At 39.7% G+C, this 16,861-nt stretch carries 17 protein-coding genes and 1 pseudogene; 9 read left to right on the forward strand and 9 right to left on the reverse strand.

Annotated elements, in window-relative coordinates:
• Positions 1 to 32: 32 nt before the first annotated feature.
• The 3 genes from AC979_RS07340 to rsmA are packed head-to-tail and all read right to left on the reverse strand — an operon-like array spanning position 33 to position 2,371.
• A complete protein-coding gene (locus tag AC979_RS07340) occupies positions 33 to 656 on the reverse strand; it encodes a glucose-6-phosphate 1-dehydrogenase family protein (RefSeq protein WP_049368811.1) in 624 nt (207 codons plus the stop codon).
• Between the two features lie 9 nt (positions 657 to 665).
• Positions 666 to 1,493: a bis(5'-nucleosyl)-tetraphosphatase (symmetrical) ApaH gene (gene apaH, locus AC979_RS07345; protein WP_049373615.1), complete on the reverse strand. Its 828-nt coding sequence runs from the start codon at positions 1,491 to 1,493 to the stop codon at positions 666 to 668.
• 14 nt (positions 1,494 to 1,507) lie between these two features.
• Positions 1,508 to 2,371 carry a 16S rRNA (adenine(1518)-N(6)/adenine(1519)-N(6))-dimethyltransferase RsmA gene (gene rsmA / locus AC979_RS07350; protein ID WP_049373617.1) on the reverse strand — a complete coding sequence of 288 codons (864 nt, stop codon included), beginning with the start codon at positions 2,369 to 2,371 and terminating at the stop codon, positions 1,508 to 1,510.
• 225 nt (positions 2,372 to 2,596) lie between these two features.
• On the opposite strand from rsmA, the gene infA reads away from it, so the two are divergent.
• From infA to rplI, 5 genes are all read left to right on the forward strand, one after another.
• Positions 2,597 to 2,815: a translation initiation factor IF-1 gene (gene infA / locus AC979_RS07355; RefSeq protein ID WP_005627617.1), complete on the forward strand. Its 219-nt coding sequence runs from the start codon at positions 2,597 to 2,599 to the stop codon at positions 2,813 to 2,815.
• Positions 2,816 to 3,005: 190 nt separating this feature from the next.
• Entirely contained in the window at positions 3,006 to 3,383 is a 378-nt protein-coding gene (gene rpsF, locus AC979_RS07360) for a 30S ribosomal protein S6 (protein WP_005627620.1), read from the forward strand.
• Positions 3,370 to 3,696 carry a primosomal replication protein N gene (gene priB / locus AC979_RS07365; protein ID WP_049373618.1) on the forward strand — a complete coding sequence of 109 codons (327 nt, stop codon included), beginning with the start codon at positions 3,370 to 3,372 and terminating at the stop codon, positions 3,694 to 3,696. Before rpsF ends, priB begins: the two co-directional genes overlap by 14 nt.
• Before the next feature lie 11 nt (positions 3,697 to 3,707).
• Positions 3,708 to 3,938: a 30S ribosomal protein S18 gene (rpsR, locus tag AC979_RS07370; RefSeq protein ID WP_005696867.1), complete on the forward strand. Its 231-nt coding sequence runs from the start codon at positions 3,708 to 3,710 to the stop codon at positions 3,936 to 3,938.
• A gap of 14 nt (positions 3,939 to 3,952) precedes the next feature.
• Positions 3,953 to 4,402 (forward strand): 50S ribosomal protein L9, encoded by a 450-nt coding sequence (rplI, locus tag AC979_RS07375; protein ID WP_005698599.1) that lies wholly within the window; start codon positions 3,953 to 3,955, stop codon positions 4,400 to 4,402.
• Positions 4,403 to 4,548: 146 nt separating this feature from the next.
• On the opposite strand, the gene frdD is transcribed toward rplI, so the two are convergent.
• The 4 genes from frdD to frdA are packed head-to-tail and all read right to left on the reverse strand — an operon-like array spanning position 4,549 to position 7,888.
• Positions 4,549 to 4,893 (reverse strand): fumarate reductase subunit FrdD, encoded by a 345-nt coding sequence (frdD, locus tag AC979_RS07380; protein WP_049373620.1) that lies wholly within the window; start codon positions 4,891 to 4,893, stop codon positions 4,549 to 4,551.
• 11 nt (positions 4,894 to 4,904) lie between these two features.
• A complete protein-coding gene (frdC, locus tag AC979_RS07385; protein ID WP_049373622.1) occupies positions 4,905 to 5,315 on the reverse strand; it encodes a fumarate reductase subunit FrdC in 411 nt (136 codons plus the stop codon).
• Positions 5,316 to 5,325: 10 nt separating this feature from the next.
• On the reverse strand, positions 5,326 to 6,096 hold the full coding sequence (locus tag AC979_RS07390) for a succinate dehydrogenase/fumarate reductase iron-sulfur subunit (RefSeq protein ID WP_049367031.1): 771 nt from the start codon (positions 6,094 to 6,096) through the stop codon (positions 5,326 to 5,328).
• Complete coding sequence (gene frdA, locus AC979_RS07395; RefSeq protein ID WP_049373623.1) at positions 6,089 to 7,888, reverse strand: fumarate reductase (quinol) flavoprotein subunit; 1,800 nt, start codon at positions 7,886 to 7,888, stop codon at positions 6,089 to 6,091. Before frdA ends, AC979_RS07390 begins: the two co-directional genes overlap by 8 nt.
• Before the next feature lie 279 nt (positions 7,889 to 8,167).
• On the opposite strand from frdA, the gene epmA reads away from it, so the two are divergent.
• The gene (gene epmA, locus AC979_RS07400) at positions 8,168 to 9,151 is read left to right on the forward strand and encodes an elongation factor P--(R)-beta-lysine ligase (RefSeq protein ID WP_049373625.1); all 984 of its coding nucleotides are present in this window, start codon (positions 8,168 to 8,170) and stop codon (positions 9,149 to 9,151) included.
• A 312-nt stretch (positions 9,152 to 9,463) separates the two neighbouring features.
• Positions 9,464 to 10,507, forward strand: a complete 1,044-nt coding sequence (locus AC979_RS07405; protein WP_049373627.1) for a porin — start codon at positions 9,464 to 9,466, stop codon at positions 10,505 to 10,507.
• A gap of 220 nt (positions 10,508 to 10,727) precedes the next feature.
• On the opposite strand, the gene hemH is transcribed toward AC979_RS07405, so the two are convergent.
• Together hemH and AC979_RS07415 are read right to left on the reverse strand one after the other, a co-directional pair.
• Positions 10,728 to 11,699, reverse strand: a complete 972-nt coding sequence (hemH, locus tag AC979_RS07410) for a ferrochelatase (protein ID WP_049373628.1) — start codon at positions 11,697 to 11,699, stop codon at positions 10,728 to 10,730.
• Positions 11,696 to 12,115 carry a hotdog fold thioesterase gene (locus AC979_RS07415; RefSeq protein WP_049373629.1) on the reverse strand — a complete coding sequence of 140 codons (420 nt, stop codon included), beginning with the start codon at positions 12,113 to 12,115 and terminating at the stop codon, positions 11,696 to 11,698. The genes hemH and AC979_RS07415 overlap by 4 nt, the downstream gene beginning before the upstream one ends.
• A gap of 395 nt (positions 12,116 to 12,510) precedes the next feature.
• On the opposite strand from AC979_RS07415, the gene AC979_RS07420 reads away from it, so the two are divergent.
• Both AC979_RS07420 and AC979_RS07425 read left to right on the forward strand, forming a co-directional pair.
• Positions 12,511 to 12,861 carry an ESPR domain-containing protein gene (locus tag AC979_RS07420; protein WP_049373631.1) on the forward strand — a complete coding sequence of 117 codons (351 nt, stop codon included), beginning with the start codon at positions 12,511 to 12,513 and terminating at the stop codon, positions 12,859 to 12,861.
• An 8-nt stretch (positions 12,862 to 12,869) separates the two neighbouring features.
• Positions 12,870 to 16,861 (forward strand): annotated as a pseudogene (locus AC979_RS07425) (hypothetical protein); the annotation flags it as partial.

A 16,861-nucleotide genomic window follows, 5' to 3' on the forward strand; every position in this document is an offset into this window, starting at 1 on the left:
GGCGAAAAAATTTAATGGAAATTGACCGCACTTTATTGATGACAGCGATCGTAAAGCGGTTGTAATTGTTGGATGGTTTGCGTGATAAATAAAACAGGATCAATTTGGCTTAGTTGATCTTTTTCAATACTTTTCCCAATACACCAAAAATCGTCCTCTGAACGCAAGAGAAGATCTTTTTCAGGAATGCTCTTCACCTGGCGAAAATCATCATATTCGCTTTCATCTTCTCGCCAAATATCAAAATCAGCAAATTGTTTGAAATTAAATTGAGCAAGCCACTGATTATATTGTTGTACATTAATTTGGGAGCGATCTGCACGATAGCAATGCCAATCTAAACATACTCTTAGTCGGCGACGATTTAACAGCACAGAAAAGATTGCTGCAGAATTTTGGTTGAACTCGTATTTAAAATAAGCGAAAAAATGCGCGCGGACTTGCCAACCATTGGTCCAACTTTCAATATGCGGTTTTGCAAAAGGCATGCCGAGTTGCTTTGCAACTTCTTGGATAATCGCTTTCCAATTATCCCAATGTAATTTGTAATTAGCTTTGATCGCAGGAATATCTTCCGGACAAAATTTCTTCATCTGGGCGAATTGGTAGAAAGGAATATTGAACAGTTCGCAAGATTCAGCATTGAGCGAGAGCATGGCGTTTCCTTAAAAATCACTGTAATTTTTGACCGCACTTTGTGTGAAGAGCTGTTTATCTTCCCAACGCAACAGGGTCATCCGATTATTCCACACACATCCTGTATCCAAGGCATAAATACCTGGTGGAGTAGGCTCATCGACCAAACTTGCCCAATGTCCAAATACAATGGGAATTTGTTTATAAAGTGGATTATCTAAATTAAACCAAGGCGTGAGCTCCGCTGGTGCATCTTTTAAAGGGGATTTACAAGCAAAATCAAAGCGATGATCTAAATAGCAAAAACGCATTCGAGTGAACGCATTAATAATGTAACGATGACGCGCTAAGCCCTGCAAATCTGGCGACCAGCGATCAGGCTGTTCAGAATACATATTTTCAATGAGATAATGAAAATCACCGTTTTGTAAAATCTGTTCCACTTCGGCCGCGCAAGATTTCGCAGTTTCCAAATCCCAATCAGGCGAAATACCTGCATGCGCCATCAGGAAGTTTAACTTTTCATTATGCACAAGTAAGGGCTGATGGCGTAACCAATGAATCAGTTCATCAAAATCGGGTGCATTAAAAATGGCATCAACGCGATCACGCGGTTTTACTTTTTTAATACTCAGTGCAGTTGCAATTAAATGTAAATCATGATTGCCAAGCACTGTCTGTGCTGCATTGCCAAGTGATTTAACAAAACGAAGACATTCAAGTGATTTATCCCCACGCGCGACAAGATCCCCCACAAGATAAAGTTTATCTTGCGTTGGATTGAAGTTCACACACTCTAATAAAAGCTGTAATTCATCATAACAGCCTTGCAAATCACCGACGAAATAGGTTGCCATTTTTGACCGCTCTTTTACTCTTCTGAATCTAAGATTTCATCTTTATTGACATCTGCTGGTGGATTATCTGCCAACCAGTTCGCTAAACGTGCATAATCTGCGATAGCCAAATTTTCTGCGCGTGCATTTAAATCAATGCCAAGTGCGGTTAGATTTTCAGGTGAAAATAACGTGGAGAGTGCATTGCGCAGTGTTTTACGGCGTTGATTGAACGCTTGGGAGCAAACACGGTTCAACCAATATAAATCTTTTACAGGGTGCGGTAATTCTTTATGCGGAATTAAACGCACAACGGCTGAATCCACTTTTGGTGCAGGTTTAAATGCAGAAGGTGGCACTTCAAGTACGGGCATCACTTGGCAGAAATATTGCGCCATAATGGTTAAACGACCGTAAGCTTTGCTATTTGGCCCTGCGCATAAGCGTTTGACCACTTCTTTTTGCAGCATGAAGTGCATATCTTGAATCACATCATGATACTTAAACAGGTGGAACATTAATGGGGTAGAAATGTTGTAAGGCAAGTTACCAAATACACGTAATTTCTGACCTTTTTCTGCCAAATTCTCGTTTGTATAAAGCTCACCAAAATCAAATTGCATCGCATCCGTTTCAATAATGGTGAGCTTTTGATGTAAAAATGGATGATGACGTAAACGTTCTGCAAGGTCTCGGTCAAGCTCTACCACAGTAAGATGATCGACAAGTTCACCAACTGGCTCTGTTAATGCACCCAGCCCTGGACCAATTTCTACTAAGAATTGATTGGGTTGTGGGTAAATCGCTGCCACGATACCTTGAATCACAGAAGTATCATGTAAAAAGTTTTGTCCGAAACGTTTACGGGCTGTATGGCCTAAGTGTTTTTTTGAATTCATAAGTATTATTTAATAAGAAAAGTGCGGTTATTATAGAGCCTGTATTTCTTTTGTAAATCATTCCTAAGTCTTGATACAACTTACAAATTAGTAAAAAAAGTGATTTTTTTCTGTTCAATTTTATTTTAATCTTTCGTCTAACATTAAAAACGGCTATAATTCGCCCGTTTTTCATTTATAGCCGCAAAAAGTGCGGTCAAAAAAATCATTATTTTAGAGGATAAAATGGCAAAAGAAGATTGCATTGAAATGCAAGGCACAATTTTGGAAACCTTACCAAATACCATGTTCCGCGTTGAGTTAGAAAATGGTCACGTGGTGACTGCACATATTTCTGGCAAAATGCGTAAAAACTATATTCGTATCTTAACGGGCGATAAAGTAACTGTAGAAATGACACCTTATGACTTAAGCAAAGGTCGTATCATTTTCCGTAGCCGTTAATTTAGAAATGAAAAGAAAAGCCGATATGTTGATATCGGCTTTTTTTGTTTGAAAAGCATACAAATTATTTGAAGTCTGAAAAAAAATCTGTATAATCAGCGCCCTTAGCCACGTTCATTTTTTCGTTCCTTGCCTTTGCAGATTGGTGGCTAATCTACGTCAAAGGCTGATTAACCCGTAAGGAGCAGTAATGCGTCACTACGAAATCGTGTTTATGGTTCATCCGGACCAAAGCGAGCAAGTACCAGGTATGATCGAACGTTACACAGGTTCTGTTAAAGAAGCTGGTGGTCAAGTTCATCGCCTAGAAGATTGGGGTCGTCGTCAATTAGCGTACCCAATTAACAAATTACACAAAGCACACTACGTGCTTATGAATGTAGAAGCGCCTCAACAAGTCATCGACGAGCTAGAAACGACTTTCCGTTATAACGATGCTGTATTACGCAGTCTTGTTATCCATACTAAGCACGCCGTAACCGAAGCGTCCCCAATGAAAGCGGCTAAAGAAGAACGTAAACCTTTAGCTGAAGTTGAAAACAACGATTTTGAGGATGCTGAAGAGTAATTCAAAACTTGATAATCGCTTCTCGTTAATCGGCACCGTGTGTCAATTACCTAAACGAAGCAAAAGCCCTAACGGGATTGTGCATTGCCAGTTTTGGCTGGAACATCGTTCCGAACAAGTCGAAAGTGGTTTATCACGCCAAGCGTGGTTAAAGATGCCAGTTCAAGTCAGTGGCAATCAGTTAATAGAAAAAACTCAAAGCATTACGGTCGGCAGTAAACTTCTTGTGGTGGGGTTTATAACTTCACATAAAACCTCAAATGGTTTAACGCAATTAGTATTGCATGCCGAGCAAATCGAATTTATAGATTAGGAGACAGCCAAATGGCACGTTATTTCCGTCGTCGTAAGTTCTGCCGTTTTACAGCGGAAAATGTTGTTGAAATCGATTACAAAGATATCGCTACATTAAAGAACTACATTTCTGAAAGCGGCAAAATTGTACCAAGCCGCATTACCGGTACTCGTGCGAAGTACCAACGCCAATTAGCACGCGCAATCAAACGCGCTCGTTATTTAGCGTTATTACCTTACTCTGATTCTCATCACAATTAAGAAGGAGTTAGGAAATGCAAGTAATTCTTTTAGATAAAATCGTTCACCTAGGTAACGTAGGTGATCAAGTTAATGTTAAATCTGGTTTCGCTCGTAACTTCTTAATCCCACAAGGTAAAGCAGTTATGGCAACTAAAGCTAACATTGAACACTTTGAAGCACGTCGTGCAGAGTTAGAAGCAGCGGCAGCAGCAAGTTTAGCAGCAGCTCAAGCTCGTGCAGCACAAGTGACTGCATTAGGTTCTGTAACTATCGCATCTAAAGCTGGTGAGGAAGGCCGTTTATTCGGTGCAATCACTACTCGTGATGTAGCAGAAGCAGTAACTGCAGCAGGCGTTGAAATTGCGAAAAGCGAAGTTCGTTTACCAAATGGTCCAATCCGTACTCTTGGTGACCACGACGTTCGTTTCCAACTTCACGGCGAAGTATTTGCAACATTAGATGTTATCGTTGTTGCAGAATAATTATCAAAGTTTTTGATAAAAGAAAACCCGACGTCATGTCGGGTTTTTTGTTTTTCTAGATTAAGAAAATATTTTGGTTATTCTTCGAGAATAAAAAAGTGCGGTCATTTTTGACCGCACTTTTATTATCAATTTAGTGTTTTAAATTACAAACCTAATACAGCAAATAACACCCAGATTGTGTAAATTATGGCTAAGCCGTAAAAGATAAATCCGCCTGCTGGCACGTGGATTTTAAGATCGTGCATCGCGTGATGGATACGGTGTAAACCACACCACATTGGGAAAATGGTTAAAACTAAGATAACTAATTTTCCGATCCAAGAATAAGCGAATGTAATTAGGTTATGTGGATCAATTAATCCGAATGGTAACAATAAACCAAGGATTAAGATCACAACAGGGAAGAAAATCGCACTGACAGTCCCGCCAGCACCAAACATCAACCATACTGGTGGTTCACCAGAGCGTTTTGGATTTTGATCGACCATTTTTTCTCTCCCTACATATAAACTAAAATTAATGCGATAACACTAATTACAGCCGTAACTGCCCAAAGTGCATTTCTTAATACGTGATGTGGTAAACGTTCATTTTTAACAATGATGTTCATCACTTTTGGTGTCATCACGAAATAAGTTGCAGTGTGGTATAAGGTCGCAATTAATGTGATGATATTTAAGAACACCACAATTGGATTTCTTAAGAAGGCAATGAAATCAACAATGCCTAAGCCTGGTACAGGATTGCTTGCCAGGCAAAGTACACCGTAAAGCAATACGATACAGAACCATACAGCAAAGATAGAGGTTGCTTCGCGTACCATATAAGCTTTGTAGAAATCCAATTTTTGCCACCAAGTAGCCGTCATTGGGCGAACATATTTTTTACGTTTACTTATTGTTACTGACATATTCTTCCCCTTAGCCTTTTGGTTTTAGCATTGAGATAACATAATCTTTGGCACTTTCCACTTTGCCTTGGTTAATTGCAGAAGCTGGATCCACGTGTTTTGGACACACTTCAGAACAATAACCCACGAAAGTACAGCTCCAAACACCATTTTTACCATTTAATAATGGCATACGTTGTGCTTTACCATGGTCACGGTTATCAAGGTTGTAACGGTGTGCCATTGTAATCGCTGCAGGGCCTAAGAATTCAGGGTTTAAACCAAATTGTGGACAAGCCGCATAGCATAAACCACAGTTGATACACATTGAGAATTGACGATATTTTTCAAGTTGTGCCGGCGTTTGTTTAGTACGGCTTACTTGCAATTCTTTTGATGGATGTGGTTTACCATCTAACGGTGGTGCTTCGTTACCAATAATATAAGGTTTAATCGCCTCTAAACTTTCGATAAAGTGGCTTAAATCAACCACTAAGTCGCGTTCAATCGGGAAGTTTGCTAATGGTTCAATACGCATATGGCCGCTGTAATCACGTAAGAACGTTTTACAAGCCAATTTAGGTTTGTTATTCACCATCATCCCACAAGAACCGCAGATCGCCATACGGCAAGACCAGCGATAAGAAAGAGACGGTTCAAGTTTATCTTTAATGTAACCTAACGCATCTAAAAGAGAGGTTTGGTTATCATAAGGTACTTGATAAGAGCTTAAATGTGGCTCTTGATCATTTTCTGGGTTGTAGCGTAATACTTCTACAGTCATTACTGGTGAATTAGCCATTTGCTTGCTCCTTAGCTTTCGCAGCCGCTTCTGCCGCTTCTGCTTCAGCACCATAAACACGTTTTGCTGGTTGAGATTTAGTGATTTTCACCGGACTGTATTCAATACGCGGTGCATCATCGCCATTGTAGTAAGCAAGGGTGTGTTTTAAATAATTCACATCATCACGTTCAGTGTAGTCTAAGCGTTGGTGTGCACCACGAGACTCTTTACGTTCAATTGCAGAGTTGGCAATAGATTGTGCCACATCAAGAATGTAACCTAATTCTACGGTGTAAAGCACATCGGTATTGAATACGCTTGAACGGTCTGCAACACGAATACGTTTATAACGTTCTTTAAGCTCAGCAATTTTATCTACTGCTTTTTGCATGCTTTCTTGGTCACGGTAGATACCACAACCTTCTTCCATCACGGTACCCATTTCGTCACGGATTTCAGACCAAGATTCATTACCTTCTTGGTTATAAAGCGCCCCAAGGCGAGCCACAACATCTTGTGCTTGTGCATCAACTGCTGCACGGTTTGCTGGTTGTGCTTCTGCTGCACGTTGTGCGGCATATTCACCTGCAACACGGCCTAAAACCACTAATTCTGCAAGCGAGTTAGAACCTAAACGGTTTGCACCGTGTAAACCAGAAGACGCACATTCACCCACAGCAAATAAACCTTTAATGCGAGTTTCGCTGTTGAAATCGACTTCGATACCACCCATGGTGTAGTGAACAACCGGACGAACTGGAATTGGTTCATTAACTGGGTTTACACCTTCATAAGCACTTGCTAATTCACAAATGAATGGAAGACGCTCATGTAAATATTTTTCACCTAAGTGACGTAAGTCAAGGTGAACCACATCAACACCTTTTGCCGTTTTTAAGGTGTTACCTTTTTTCCATTCTTGCCAGAACGCTTGTGAAACTTTATCACGTGGACCAAGTTCCATATATTTGTTTTCAGGTTTACCGATTGGGGTTTCAGGACCTAGACCATAATCTTGTAAATAACGGTAGCCGTTTTTATTCACTAAGATACCGCCTTCACCACGACAACCTTCAGTCATTAAGATACCGGTGTTCGGTAAGCCGGTTGGGTGATATTGGACGAACTCCATATCACGAAGAGGAACGCCATGACGATATGCCATTGATAAGCCATCACCTGTTACGATACCGCCGTTGGTATTGAATTTAAATGCACGACAGCCACCGCCAGTAGCAATCACAACCGCGTTTGCATTAATTTGAACAAGTGAACCTTCCATCATATTCATCGCCACCATACCGCGAGCATGACCATTATCAACTAAGATGTCTAAAACGAAGTGCTCGTCAAAGCGTTGAATTTGTGGATATTGAATGGATGTTTGGAAAAGAGTATGTAATAAGTGGAAACCGGTTTTATCTGCCGCGAACCAAGTACGCTCGATTTTCATCCCACCGAAACGACGCACGTTCACATCACCATCAGCTTTACGGCTCCAAGGACAGCCCCAACGTTCAAGTTGAGTCATTTCTACTGGAGAATGTTCAACGAAGTATTCCACCACATCTTGTTCACATAACCAGTCACCACCGGCAACGGTATCGTGGAAGTGTTTATCGTAGGAATCTTCCTCTTTAATTACTGCGGCCGCACCACCTTCTGCTGCAACCGTATGGCTACGCATAGGATAAACCTTAGAAACTAATGCGATCTTTAAGTTAGGGTTTGCTTCTGCTGCTGCAATTGCTGCACGTAAACCGCCGCCACCGGCACCAACAATAGCAATATCGACATTAACCGTTTGCACGATATCCTCCAATCAATAGAAAGTAAAAAAATAAAATGCCCTAAATAAATAGGGGATATATTGCCATTCTGCCATTTTTGTTTACAAATTAGTAACCTTTTTTCCGGAATAAACGGATAAAATATCAAAAGTGTGATCTAACTCAAAAAAGTTACTTTTTTTATATTTTTTAGATGATAACCGTTTTCGTTTAAGAATGATTTAGTCGGATTATTGAGTTAAAAATCGCTCTTGTTTACAATAGTCTTATTCATTTTAAAGGTGAAAACGGAGAAAAAAATGACCGCACTTAGCGATAAAAAAACAGAATGGCAACCTTCCGCTTCAATTAAAAACTTATTGGCGCGAGCCAAAATCATTGCGGATATTCGTCAGTTCTTTACTGAACGTGGATTATTAGAAGTGGAAACGCCCGTTTTAAGTGAATTTGGCGTAACGGATCTTCACCTTTCCACCTTTAATACCGAATTTGTTGCCCCTTTTGATGAACTCTCAAAAACACTCTGGCTTTCTACCAGTCCGGAATATCACATGAAGCGTTTACTGGCGGCGGGCAGTGGACCGATCTTTCAAATTGGCAAAGTGTTTCGTAATGAAGAAGCGGGCAATCGCCATAATCCGGAATTCACCATGCTTGAATGGTATCGACCGCACTTTGACATGTATCGTCTGATGAATGAAGTGGATGATTTGTTACAACAGATCCTCGATTGTAAACCGGCAGAAACCTTAAGTTATCAGTTTGTTTTCCAAGAATATGTCGGATTAGATCCATTATCAGCCACTCGTCAAGAGCTGGTGGAAGCGGCGCGTAAACACAACTTCATGGCAGATGAAGATGAAGATCGTGATACCTTATTACAATTTCTATTCAGTGAAGTGGTGGAGCCGAAAATCGGACAAGAGGCGCCTGTTGCGGTTTATCATTTCCCTTCTTCCCAAGCCGCGCTTGCACAGCTTAGCCCAGAAGATAGCCGTGTGGCAGAACGTTTTGAGTTCTATTATAAAGGCTTAGAGTTAGCTAACGGTTTCCATGAGCTCACGGATGCACGTGAACAACAATACCGTTTTGAAAAAGACAATCGCCTACGGGAAAAAGCAGGTTTGCCACAGCGTGAAATTGACTATCGTTTTCTCGGGGCTTTACAAGCAGGCATTCCAAATACTTCTGGTGTGGCTTTAGGGGTCGATCGTCTAATTATGATTGCATTAGGTGCTGAAAGTATTAAAGAAGTGATTTCATTTTCGGTGGAATGTGCTTAGTTTGTTTAAAAAATATTCATTATTCCTTCTGGAATAAATCAAAAAGAAGAATAAATTGCTCAAAATAGAGCGATCATTGTATAGACAAAATTCTGAAAAGTTCGATGTGAAAGGATGTTTTTGATTAAAAAATATCCTTTTTTGCGCAAAAAATGTGATCTTGATCCGATTTTAGAAAATTGAAATGGATCCTCCATTGACACCATAGGTTTATTTTGTAATATTTGCGGCGTCTATTTCGGAGATTGAACTTTTTTATGAAAAATTGTTTCAATCAAAAATCGTAGGTAACAACCAAAAGGAATAACAATTATGAAAAAGACACTAGCAGCATTAATCGTTTCTGCAGTTGCAGCTTCAGCAGCAAACGCAGCAGTAGTTTATGATAACGAAGGTACTAAAGTTGAATTAAACGGTTCTCTTCGTTTAATCTTAGAAAAAGCCGATGCTAAAAAGTATGACGCAGCAGGTAATTCAACTAAAACTGCAAATTCCGCTTTACGTAACGCAGGTTCACGTTTCGGTATCACAGTGAAACACAACTTAGATAACGATTTCTATGCGTTAGGTCGTTTAGAATTCCGTTTTGATGATACAGAATCTCGTGACCAATTCGGTAGCCTTTATGCTAAACGTGCTTACGTAGGTTTAGGTAGCAAAGCGACTGGTGACATCACATTCGGTCGTCAATTAACTATCGCAGATGATTTAACTCAAGCAAATGACTATGAATATGGTTTCATTCCAAAAGGTAAATATATCCCAACTTCAGGTACTGGTGTAGTACGTTATGACTATAAAGGTATCGAAGGTTTACAATTAAGTGCAAACTACAACTTCGGTCAACGTCATAATGATAAAGGTAGAGCGCTTAACCCAGGTCTTAAAAATGCATATGGTTTCGGTGCATTATACACAGCGGGTGATTTAGATGCACGTTTCGCTTATGGTCACACTAACCTTGAAACTAATGCAACATATAAACACCGTGTAGATGGTTTCTTAGCATCATTAGGCTATAAATTCGGTGATTTCAAATTAACTGGTGATTTTGGTTATGCACATGTGAAATTTGATGATGCAAAAACAAATAAATTCTATGTATCTCCAGGTTTTGCATATCAAGTAACTCCAGCATCTCAAGTATATGGTAACTACCTATATGAACGCGTAAAAGGCGAAGCTGATAAAGATAAAACTCACGGTTTCTTACTTGGTGCAGACTACAAACTTCATAAACAAGTTGTATTATTTGTAGAAGGCAAATATGTGACTACTAAAGAGTACGTTAACGATACTTACGATGGTAAAACTAAAGACAGAGCTATCGGTGTAGGTATGCGTGTATTCTTCTAATCTTTGATTAGAAAAAATCTGAAAAGGCGAATCGAAAGGTTCGCCTTTTTGTTTGTTTTTTTAAATCTCCCCAACCCCTCTTTACGAAAGAGGGGCTTTTTTATGATGTTACTTTTAGTGGTTTTATTGGGAATATCTTTAAGGGAGAGTTAAGAATGGAGAGTCTTTATTTGCTATTAAGATCCCCCTCTTTCGTAAAGAGGGGGGAGGGGGAGATTTACTATTTCAATCTATCCAAAACCAATTTCCCCATCATTTCAATATGCGCTTTTTCAGAATTCAATGCAGGGATGTAGTGATAAGACACACCACCGTGATTTAAGAACGTCTCTTTGTTTTCAACCTCTATTTCTTCTAAGGTTTCTAAACAATCCACGGAAAAGCCAGGGCAAATCACCGCTATTTTTTGAATACCTTGAGAAGCGGCTTCTTCTAAAAAGTGATCCGTATAAGGTTGTAACCATTCTTCACGACCAAAGCGAGATTGGAAAGTCATATTCCATTGGTTTTCGGTTAAACCTAATTTATCCACAATGGCAATGGTGGTTTGTTTACAGTGCTGACGATAATAATCGCCCATATTCTCATAACGCAATGGAATGCCATGATAAGAGAAAAGCAAAAACTCATCGGGTTTTAACCGCACTTTAATCGAATCCACTAAGGCATTAATGTAATTTTCATCAAGGTGATAAGAATGAATAAACTCAAAAGGCACAATATTACGTTCTTGTGCGATGGCACGATTGAAGGCATCGATTAATGCGCCCGTTGTGGTGCTGGAATATTGCGGATAAAGCGGCAATACAATTATGCGCTCTACCTCATTTTTAAGTAAATTTTTGACCGCACTTTGCATTGAAGGATTGCCATAAGTCATGGCAATTTCGACTTGAGCATTGATGCCTTGTTCATTTAAATAAGCTTGTAAACCGGCTTGTTGTTGCTTTGTAATGGCAAGTAGGGGAGAGCCTTGTTCTGTCCAAATAGCTTGATAATTTTGAGCAATACGTTTAGAACGCATTGGTAAAATAATGGCTTTTAAAAGGGGATACCATTTCCAACGAGGCAAATCGACCACACGGGGATCCATTAAAAAATCTGCTAAATAACGGGAGATCGCAGCGGGTTGAGGGGCATCAGGCGTACCAAGGTTCGCTAAAATGATGCCAATTTTTTGAGTTGTAGTCATAAATGTTTGATATAAAGCGTTAATCGAGAAACGCAGCAAAGTTTATCTTGTTCATCGCGAATGTCAATTTGCCAAACATGGGTATTTTGACTTAAAGCAATTGGCGTGGCCTTTGCGGTAACAAAACCTTTTTTCACTGGGCGAAGATGATTGGCGTTGATATCTAATCCCAAGGCAACTTGGCCTTCTTCTATACAGAGAAATCCAGCCAATGAACCAATGGTTTCAGCCAACGCGACAGATACACCACCATGCAATAAGCCGAAAGGCTGAGTGGTGCGATGATCAACAGGCATTTTTGCCTCAATCCAGTTTTCACTATAAGCTGAAATCTCAATCCCTAAATGTCCAACAGCACAATGTTTCCCCATTTCATTGAGTTGCTCAAGGGTGAATGCTTTTTTCCAAATTGCCATGTACTTTTCCTTATCTTATTTGATGGCGTTAGTTTGATCTAATTCGACACTTTCGTAAAGAAAAAAGAAAAGTGATGTAGCAATTTAAGCACGAAAAATGTTCATTTTTTGCACAAAAATTTACATATCTTTAATTTTTTTTGTGAAAAAAGTCAGAAATCTTTACATATATTTACATAACTTAAGTTTTATCTTAATTAATTGTAATTTTTGGTAAATCCTTTTTGTTATGCTTCCTTTTTGTGCAAAGTTCGCTTAAAATAAGCTGTTCTGACCAGAAGGGTAAGGGAAACTATTGTCTAAAATTGTTGTCCCGCCTTTCTGATGTTGAATCTTTTGGCGCTGTTGCTTGCGTAACAGCATCTTAACAATCCTAGTAAAAAGGAATAATTTATATGAACAAAGTGTTTAAAGTTATTTGGAATCACGCCACTCAAACGTGGACAGCTGTTTCTGAACTTGGGCATGCTAAAGGTAAAACTAAGTCTAAAAAGATCGTTAAATTGACCGCACTTGCAGGTGCTGTGCTTGGTGTAGTGGGTACTGCTCAAGCTGCAGTGGATGTAGATTCTAGTTCTATTACGATTGCATCTAATAATCCAACGGCAAATGAAGCCACCAAAGGCAAACAAAATATTAATATCGGTACCGGTGCTAATACTTACAGAAATGCAAATGGCAAAGTATCTCACGATGCAATTGCAATTGGTTCTAACGCGACAGGTACAGGCGATGCTGTGCAGTAGCTATTGGTTTGGAAGCTAGTGCAACAGAGCAAAATGGTGTTGCTATCGGTCATAAGGCAAAAAACACTTCCCAAAGCTCAGTAGCAATTGGTGAAAATGCAACATCAAGTAAAGATATGGATGTGGCAATTGGTAAGAATGCAGCTGCTTCAGGTGGTGAATCTCTTTCTTTTGGTTCTGATTCAAAAGCTTCAGGTCAAGCTACTGTTGCAGTAGGTAAAGAATCTAATGCTTCTGGTTCTTCTGCAATCTCTGCTGGTTATCAGTCTGCTGCAGCTGGTGATAATGCTGTAGCTGTTGGTAAAAATACGACTGCAGGCGCAACCAATGCGATTGCTGTTGGTTTACGTGCTACTGCAACTGGTACTCGTGCAATCGCAACAGGTGCAGGTTCTAGTGCAACTGGTGAGCAATCTCTTGCAAATGGTTTTACAGCTAAGGCTTCAGGTGAGAACTCTATTGCTCAAGGTAATGCAGCAAATGCTTCAGCAGCTAATGCTACCGCAATTGGTACTTTATCAAATGCATCAGGTGTTGCTTCATTTGCAGGCGGTACTTCAGCGAAAGCAATTGGAGATAACTCTATTGCTATTGGCGGCGCGACAGAGATGGATGATGAGCAGGTTGGTGGTAGGAAGCAAACTGGAGCAAATGCCGCTAAGGCAAATGGGAAAAAATCTATTGCTATCGGTTTTAACGCGACGACTTCTGAATATGCTGCAGATTCTGTTGTAATGGGAACATTTGCTAATGCTAAAGCGTTATCTGCAGTTGTAATTGGTGAGGGTGCACTCGCCGATGAGTACGCAACTCATTCAGTGGTGGTTGGTGACAACGCTAAAGCAATAGATGGATCAGCTGTTGCTATTGGTCGTAGGGCTAATGCAAATGCTTATGACGCAATTGCACTAGGTGACAATGCAACTTCTAGCGGTATTTCTATTGGTGCTGAAAGTATTTCTAGCAAGGAAGACTCAATAACGCTCGGACATGCCGCAGTATCTAAGGGTTCAGAAACGGTGACTATTGGTCATAGTGCATGGTCTAAGCAGGATGTGAGTTATGCTGTGACATTAGGGGCGAATGCGATAAACTCTGCGAATTACTCAACCGCTTTAGGGAACGCTGCAAACACAGCAGCATATTATTCAGTGGCATTAGGTGCGGCTTCTGAAGCAGGTGATGATTTCGTTGAAAGTAGCTCAGCAACGGTTAATAATGTGACGTATGGCGATTTTGCGGCTAGTACCAGTAGCTTTAATGAAGAGAGTGGTGGCTTAGGCGCAGTGGTTTCTGTAGGTAAAAAAGGCTATGAGCGTCAAATTAAACACGTTGCTGCAGGTCAAGTAACAAAACTTTCAACAGATGCGATTAATGGTTCTCAGCTTTATTCTGTAGCGAATGCTCTAACAACCGGAATCAATAAACAACATTGGAATGTTGGTAACAATGACGGTGCAGTAGTAAGTGGCGTTCATCATGAAGACCAAGTTAACTTTGTGAATGGTAATGTAACAACTGTTAAAGTCGTTAAAGCACCAAGTCAATCCAGCACGCCAGATGGTGGCCCAAATATCACTAACGTTTCTTATGACGTGAACGTGGGTAAAGGCTTAAAAATTGAGAACAATAAAATTGTTGCTAATTTAGTTGCGGGTAACGGTGTGACCTTTAATGAAGATGGTGACAAAATCACAATTAATGCACAATCAACCGGTGGCGCAGCATCTTCAGTTGTTTCTGGTGACACGAATACTTTATCTGTAAAACAGAATGCAACTAATCCATCAGAATATATTGTTACACCTATAACAGGTTCTTTATCAATCTCACCAGAAAACAAAGGTAAAGTTGGTGATGATGCCGTAGGTAAGGAAGATAATGGTAAAAAATTAACTACTATCCAAACTACACGTGACATGATTAATAAGGCTCACTGGAATTTACAAATTGGTACATCAAGTGATCCGAAGAATGCTGGTGAATCAGAGATTACAAGTGCAGATCAAAATGCTGAGCCTATTCATGCGGGTGATACCGTTAATTTCTTTGCAGGCAAAAATATCAAGTTGAAACGTCAAGGTTCTGACATTACTATCAGTGCAAAAGATGCATCTGTAGATACAGGTGAAATCATTCCTGCAACAAATACAACTAATACCAATAACAATGGTACTGTAATGGCTAAAGATGGTGATGGTGATAAATTCGCGAACATCACGAATGTTGTAAATGCAATTAACAGTGCATTCTGGAAAATTGGTGAAGAAAATTCAGGTACTGTTACACCTAAAGGTAATGTTACTGCAGGTAGCCAAGTGAACTTCTCAAATGGTGTTGGCACGATTGCAACAGTCACTGCAGATGAAGCAAACAAAGCCTATAAAGTTCAATATGATGTGAATGCAGGTCCTGGTATTGAAATTCCTACTGATGGCGCAAACAAAGGCAAAGTAACGGTTAAGGTTGATAATTCAACTGTGACAATTAACGATGATGGTCAATTAGTCGCTAACTCAGCATGGAATGCGAATGCAACCGGTAATGTTGACGGTACTTCAGCAGCAAAAGCTGTGAAAGCTAACGCAACAGTGAATTTTGATGCGGGTGAAAACTTAAAAGTGAAACAAACTGGTGATGAAGCAAACCAAGTTTATAGTTTCTCTTTAAACCAAACATTAACCAACATCACAAGTATTCAAAATAAAGCAACTGGTCCAAAACTTACCTTTGGTGATAACTCAATCAATATTACCGGCGGTAATCTTGATATGGGCGGTAACAAGATCACTAACTTAAAACCTGGTGAAGATGATACTGATGCGGTTAATCTTAGTCAGTTAAAAAAATCTCGTACAGTTGTGACTTCAAATGATGGCTCTGTTACAGTGACTGATTCAGATTCAGAGGACGGTCTCACTAAAACTTATGATTTAAAAGTTAATTTAAGTAACGTAGCGAAGTCATCTTGGAATGTGAAATCATCTGCTGAAGGTGGCGCTGTAACGGCTAACCATGATGCAACAGCAAAAAATATTGCTGATAGAAATACTGTTGAATTTAAAGCAGGTAAAAACTTAACCGTAGAACAAGTTAATGGTGATAACGGTGCAAATGTTACTTTTGCTTTAAGTAATAATATCACACTTGATAATAACGGTAGCATCAACATTGGTGACACAGCAGTTAAAAATGGTGATATCAAAATTGGTGATACACATATTACCAATGGTGCAGTAACCAATTTAACGCATCACATTGAGAACCCAACAACTGTTGTGGATAGCAATGTGTTAAATATCTCTGATGACAAGAAAAAAGAAGCGGCGACAGTTCGTGATGTATTGAATTCAGGCTGGAACTTACAAGCAAATGGTCAACCTGTTGATGCCGTAACTCACGGTAACAACGTGAACTTTGCAAGTGACAATTCAGTTAAAATTACACCAACAACTGACGGCAATACCAGCACAATTAATCTTTCTGTAAATGCAACGAATGTTGTTGAACAAGTAACAGGTAATGTTTCAGCAAATATGACAACTGGTAAAGCGGTTGTAGGTAAAGATGGTAATGAAAATACATCAACTGATGCAGGCAATAAAGTTGCCACAGTAGGTGATGTAGCGAATACCATTAACAACACAGGTTGGATTACAAAAACAACTGATGGAGCAAACGTTACTGTAAATCCAGGTGATCGTGTTGAATATGTTGATGGTAAAGGCACAACAGCTAACGTGACTGTAACCAATACAAATGGTCAAGACGTTGTAAATGTAACCTATGATGTGAAAACTGATGGTAAAACTGTTACTGTTAACAATGATGGTAACTTAAGTGTAGTGACTGGTAACATTACTAAAGCTTCAGATGATGTAACACAACCTAACGCAGGAAAAGTTACAGTTACTACTGGAGATGAGAATAAAGTTGCAACAGTTAAGAATGTAGCGGATGCAATCAACAGCGCAGGTTGGATTGTTAACACAGGTAAAGC

Origin of the sequence: Parahaemophilus parainfluenzae, from assembly GCF_001053575.1 — a bacterium.
Classification (GTDB): Bacteria; Pseudomonadota; Gammaproteobacteria; order Enterobacterales; family Pasteurellaceae; genus Haemophilus_D; species Haemophilus_D parainfluenzae_S.

What these genes read in the sequence shown, in the direction of transcription:
- infA (WP_005627617.1), top strand. Translation starts at nt 2,597, where the DNA reads ATGGCAAAAGAAGATTGCATTGAAATGCAAGGCACAATTTTGGAAACC.
- AC979_RS07340 (WP_049368811.1), bottom strand. Translation starts at nt 656, where the DNA reads ATGCTCTCGCTCAATGCTGAATCTTGCGAACTGTTCAATATTCCTTTC.
- priB (WP_049373618.1), top strand. Translation starts at nt 3,370, where the DNA reads ATGCTGAAGAGTAATTCAAAACTTGATAATCGCTTCTCGTTAATCGGC.
- frdD (WP_049373620.1), bottom strand. Translation starts at nt 4,893, where the DNA reads ATGGTCGATCAAAATCCAAAACGCTCTGGTGAACCACCAGTATGGTTG.
- frdC (WP_049373622.1), bottom strand. Translation starts at nt 5,315, where the DNA reads ATGTCAGTAACAATAAGTAAACGTAAAAAATATGTTCGCCCAATGACG.
- rplI (WP_005698599.1), top strand. Translation starts at nt 3,953, where the DNA reads ATGCAAGTAATTCTTTTAGATAAAATCGTTCACCTAGGTAACGTAGGT.
- apaH (WP_049373615.1), bottom strand. Translation starts at nt 1,493, where the DNA reads ATGGCAACCTATTTCGTCGGTGATTTGCAAGGCTGTTATGATGAATTA.
- AC979_RS07405 (WP_049373627.1), top strand. Translation starts at nt 9,464, where the DNA reads ATGAAAAAGACACTAGCAGCATTAATCGTTTCTGCAGTTGCAGCTTCA.
- rpsF (WP_005627620.1), top strand. Translation starts at nt 3,006, where the DNA reads ATGCGTCACTACGAAATCGTGTTTATGGTTCATCCGGACCAAAGCGAG.
- AC979_RS07420 (WP_049373631.1), top strand. Translation starts at nt 12,511, where the DNA reads ATGAACAAAGTGTTTAAAGTTATTTGGAATCACGCCACTCAAACGTGG.
- rpsR (WP_005696867.1), top strand. Translation starts at nt 3,708, where the DNA reads ATGGCACGTTATTTCCGTCGTCGTAAGTTCTGCCGTTTTACAGCGGAA.
- epmA (WP_049373625.1), top strand. Translation starts at nt 8,168, where the DNA reads ATGACCGCACTTAGCGATAAAAAAACAGAATGGCAACCTTCCGCTTCA.
- AC979_RS07415 (WP_049373629.1), bottom strand. Translation starts at nt 12,115, where the DNA reads ATGGCAATTTGGAAAAAAGCATTCACCCTTGAGCAACTCAATGAAATG.
- AC979_RS07390 (WP_049367031.1), bottom strand. Translation starts at nt 6,096, where the DNA reads ATGGCTAATTCACCAGTAATGACTGTAGAAGTATTACGCTACAACCCA.
- rsmA (WP_049373617.1), bottom strand. Translation starts at nt 2,371, where the DNA reads ATGAATTCAAAAAAACACTTAGGCCATACAGCCCGTAAACGTTTCGGA.
- hemH (WP_049373628.1), bottom strand. Translation starts at nt 11,699, where the DNA reads ATGACTACAACTCAAAAAATTGGCATCATTTTAGCGAACCTTGGTACG.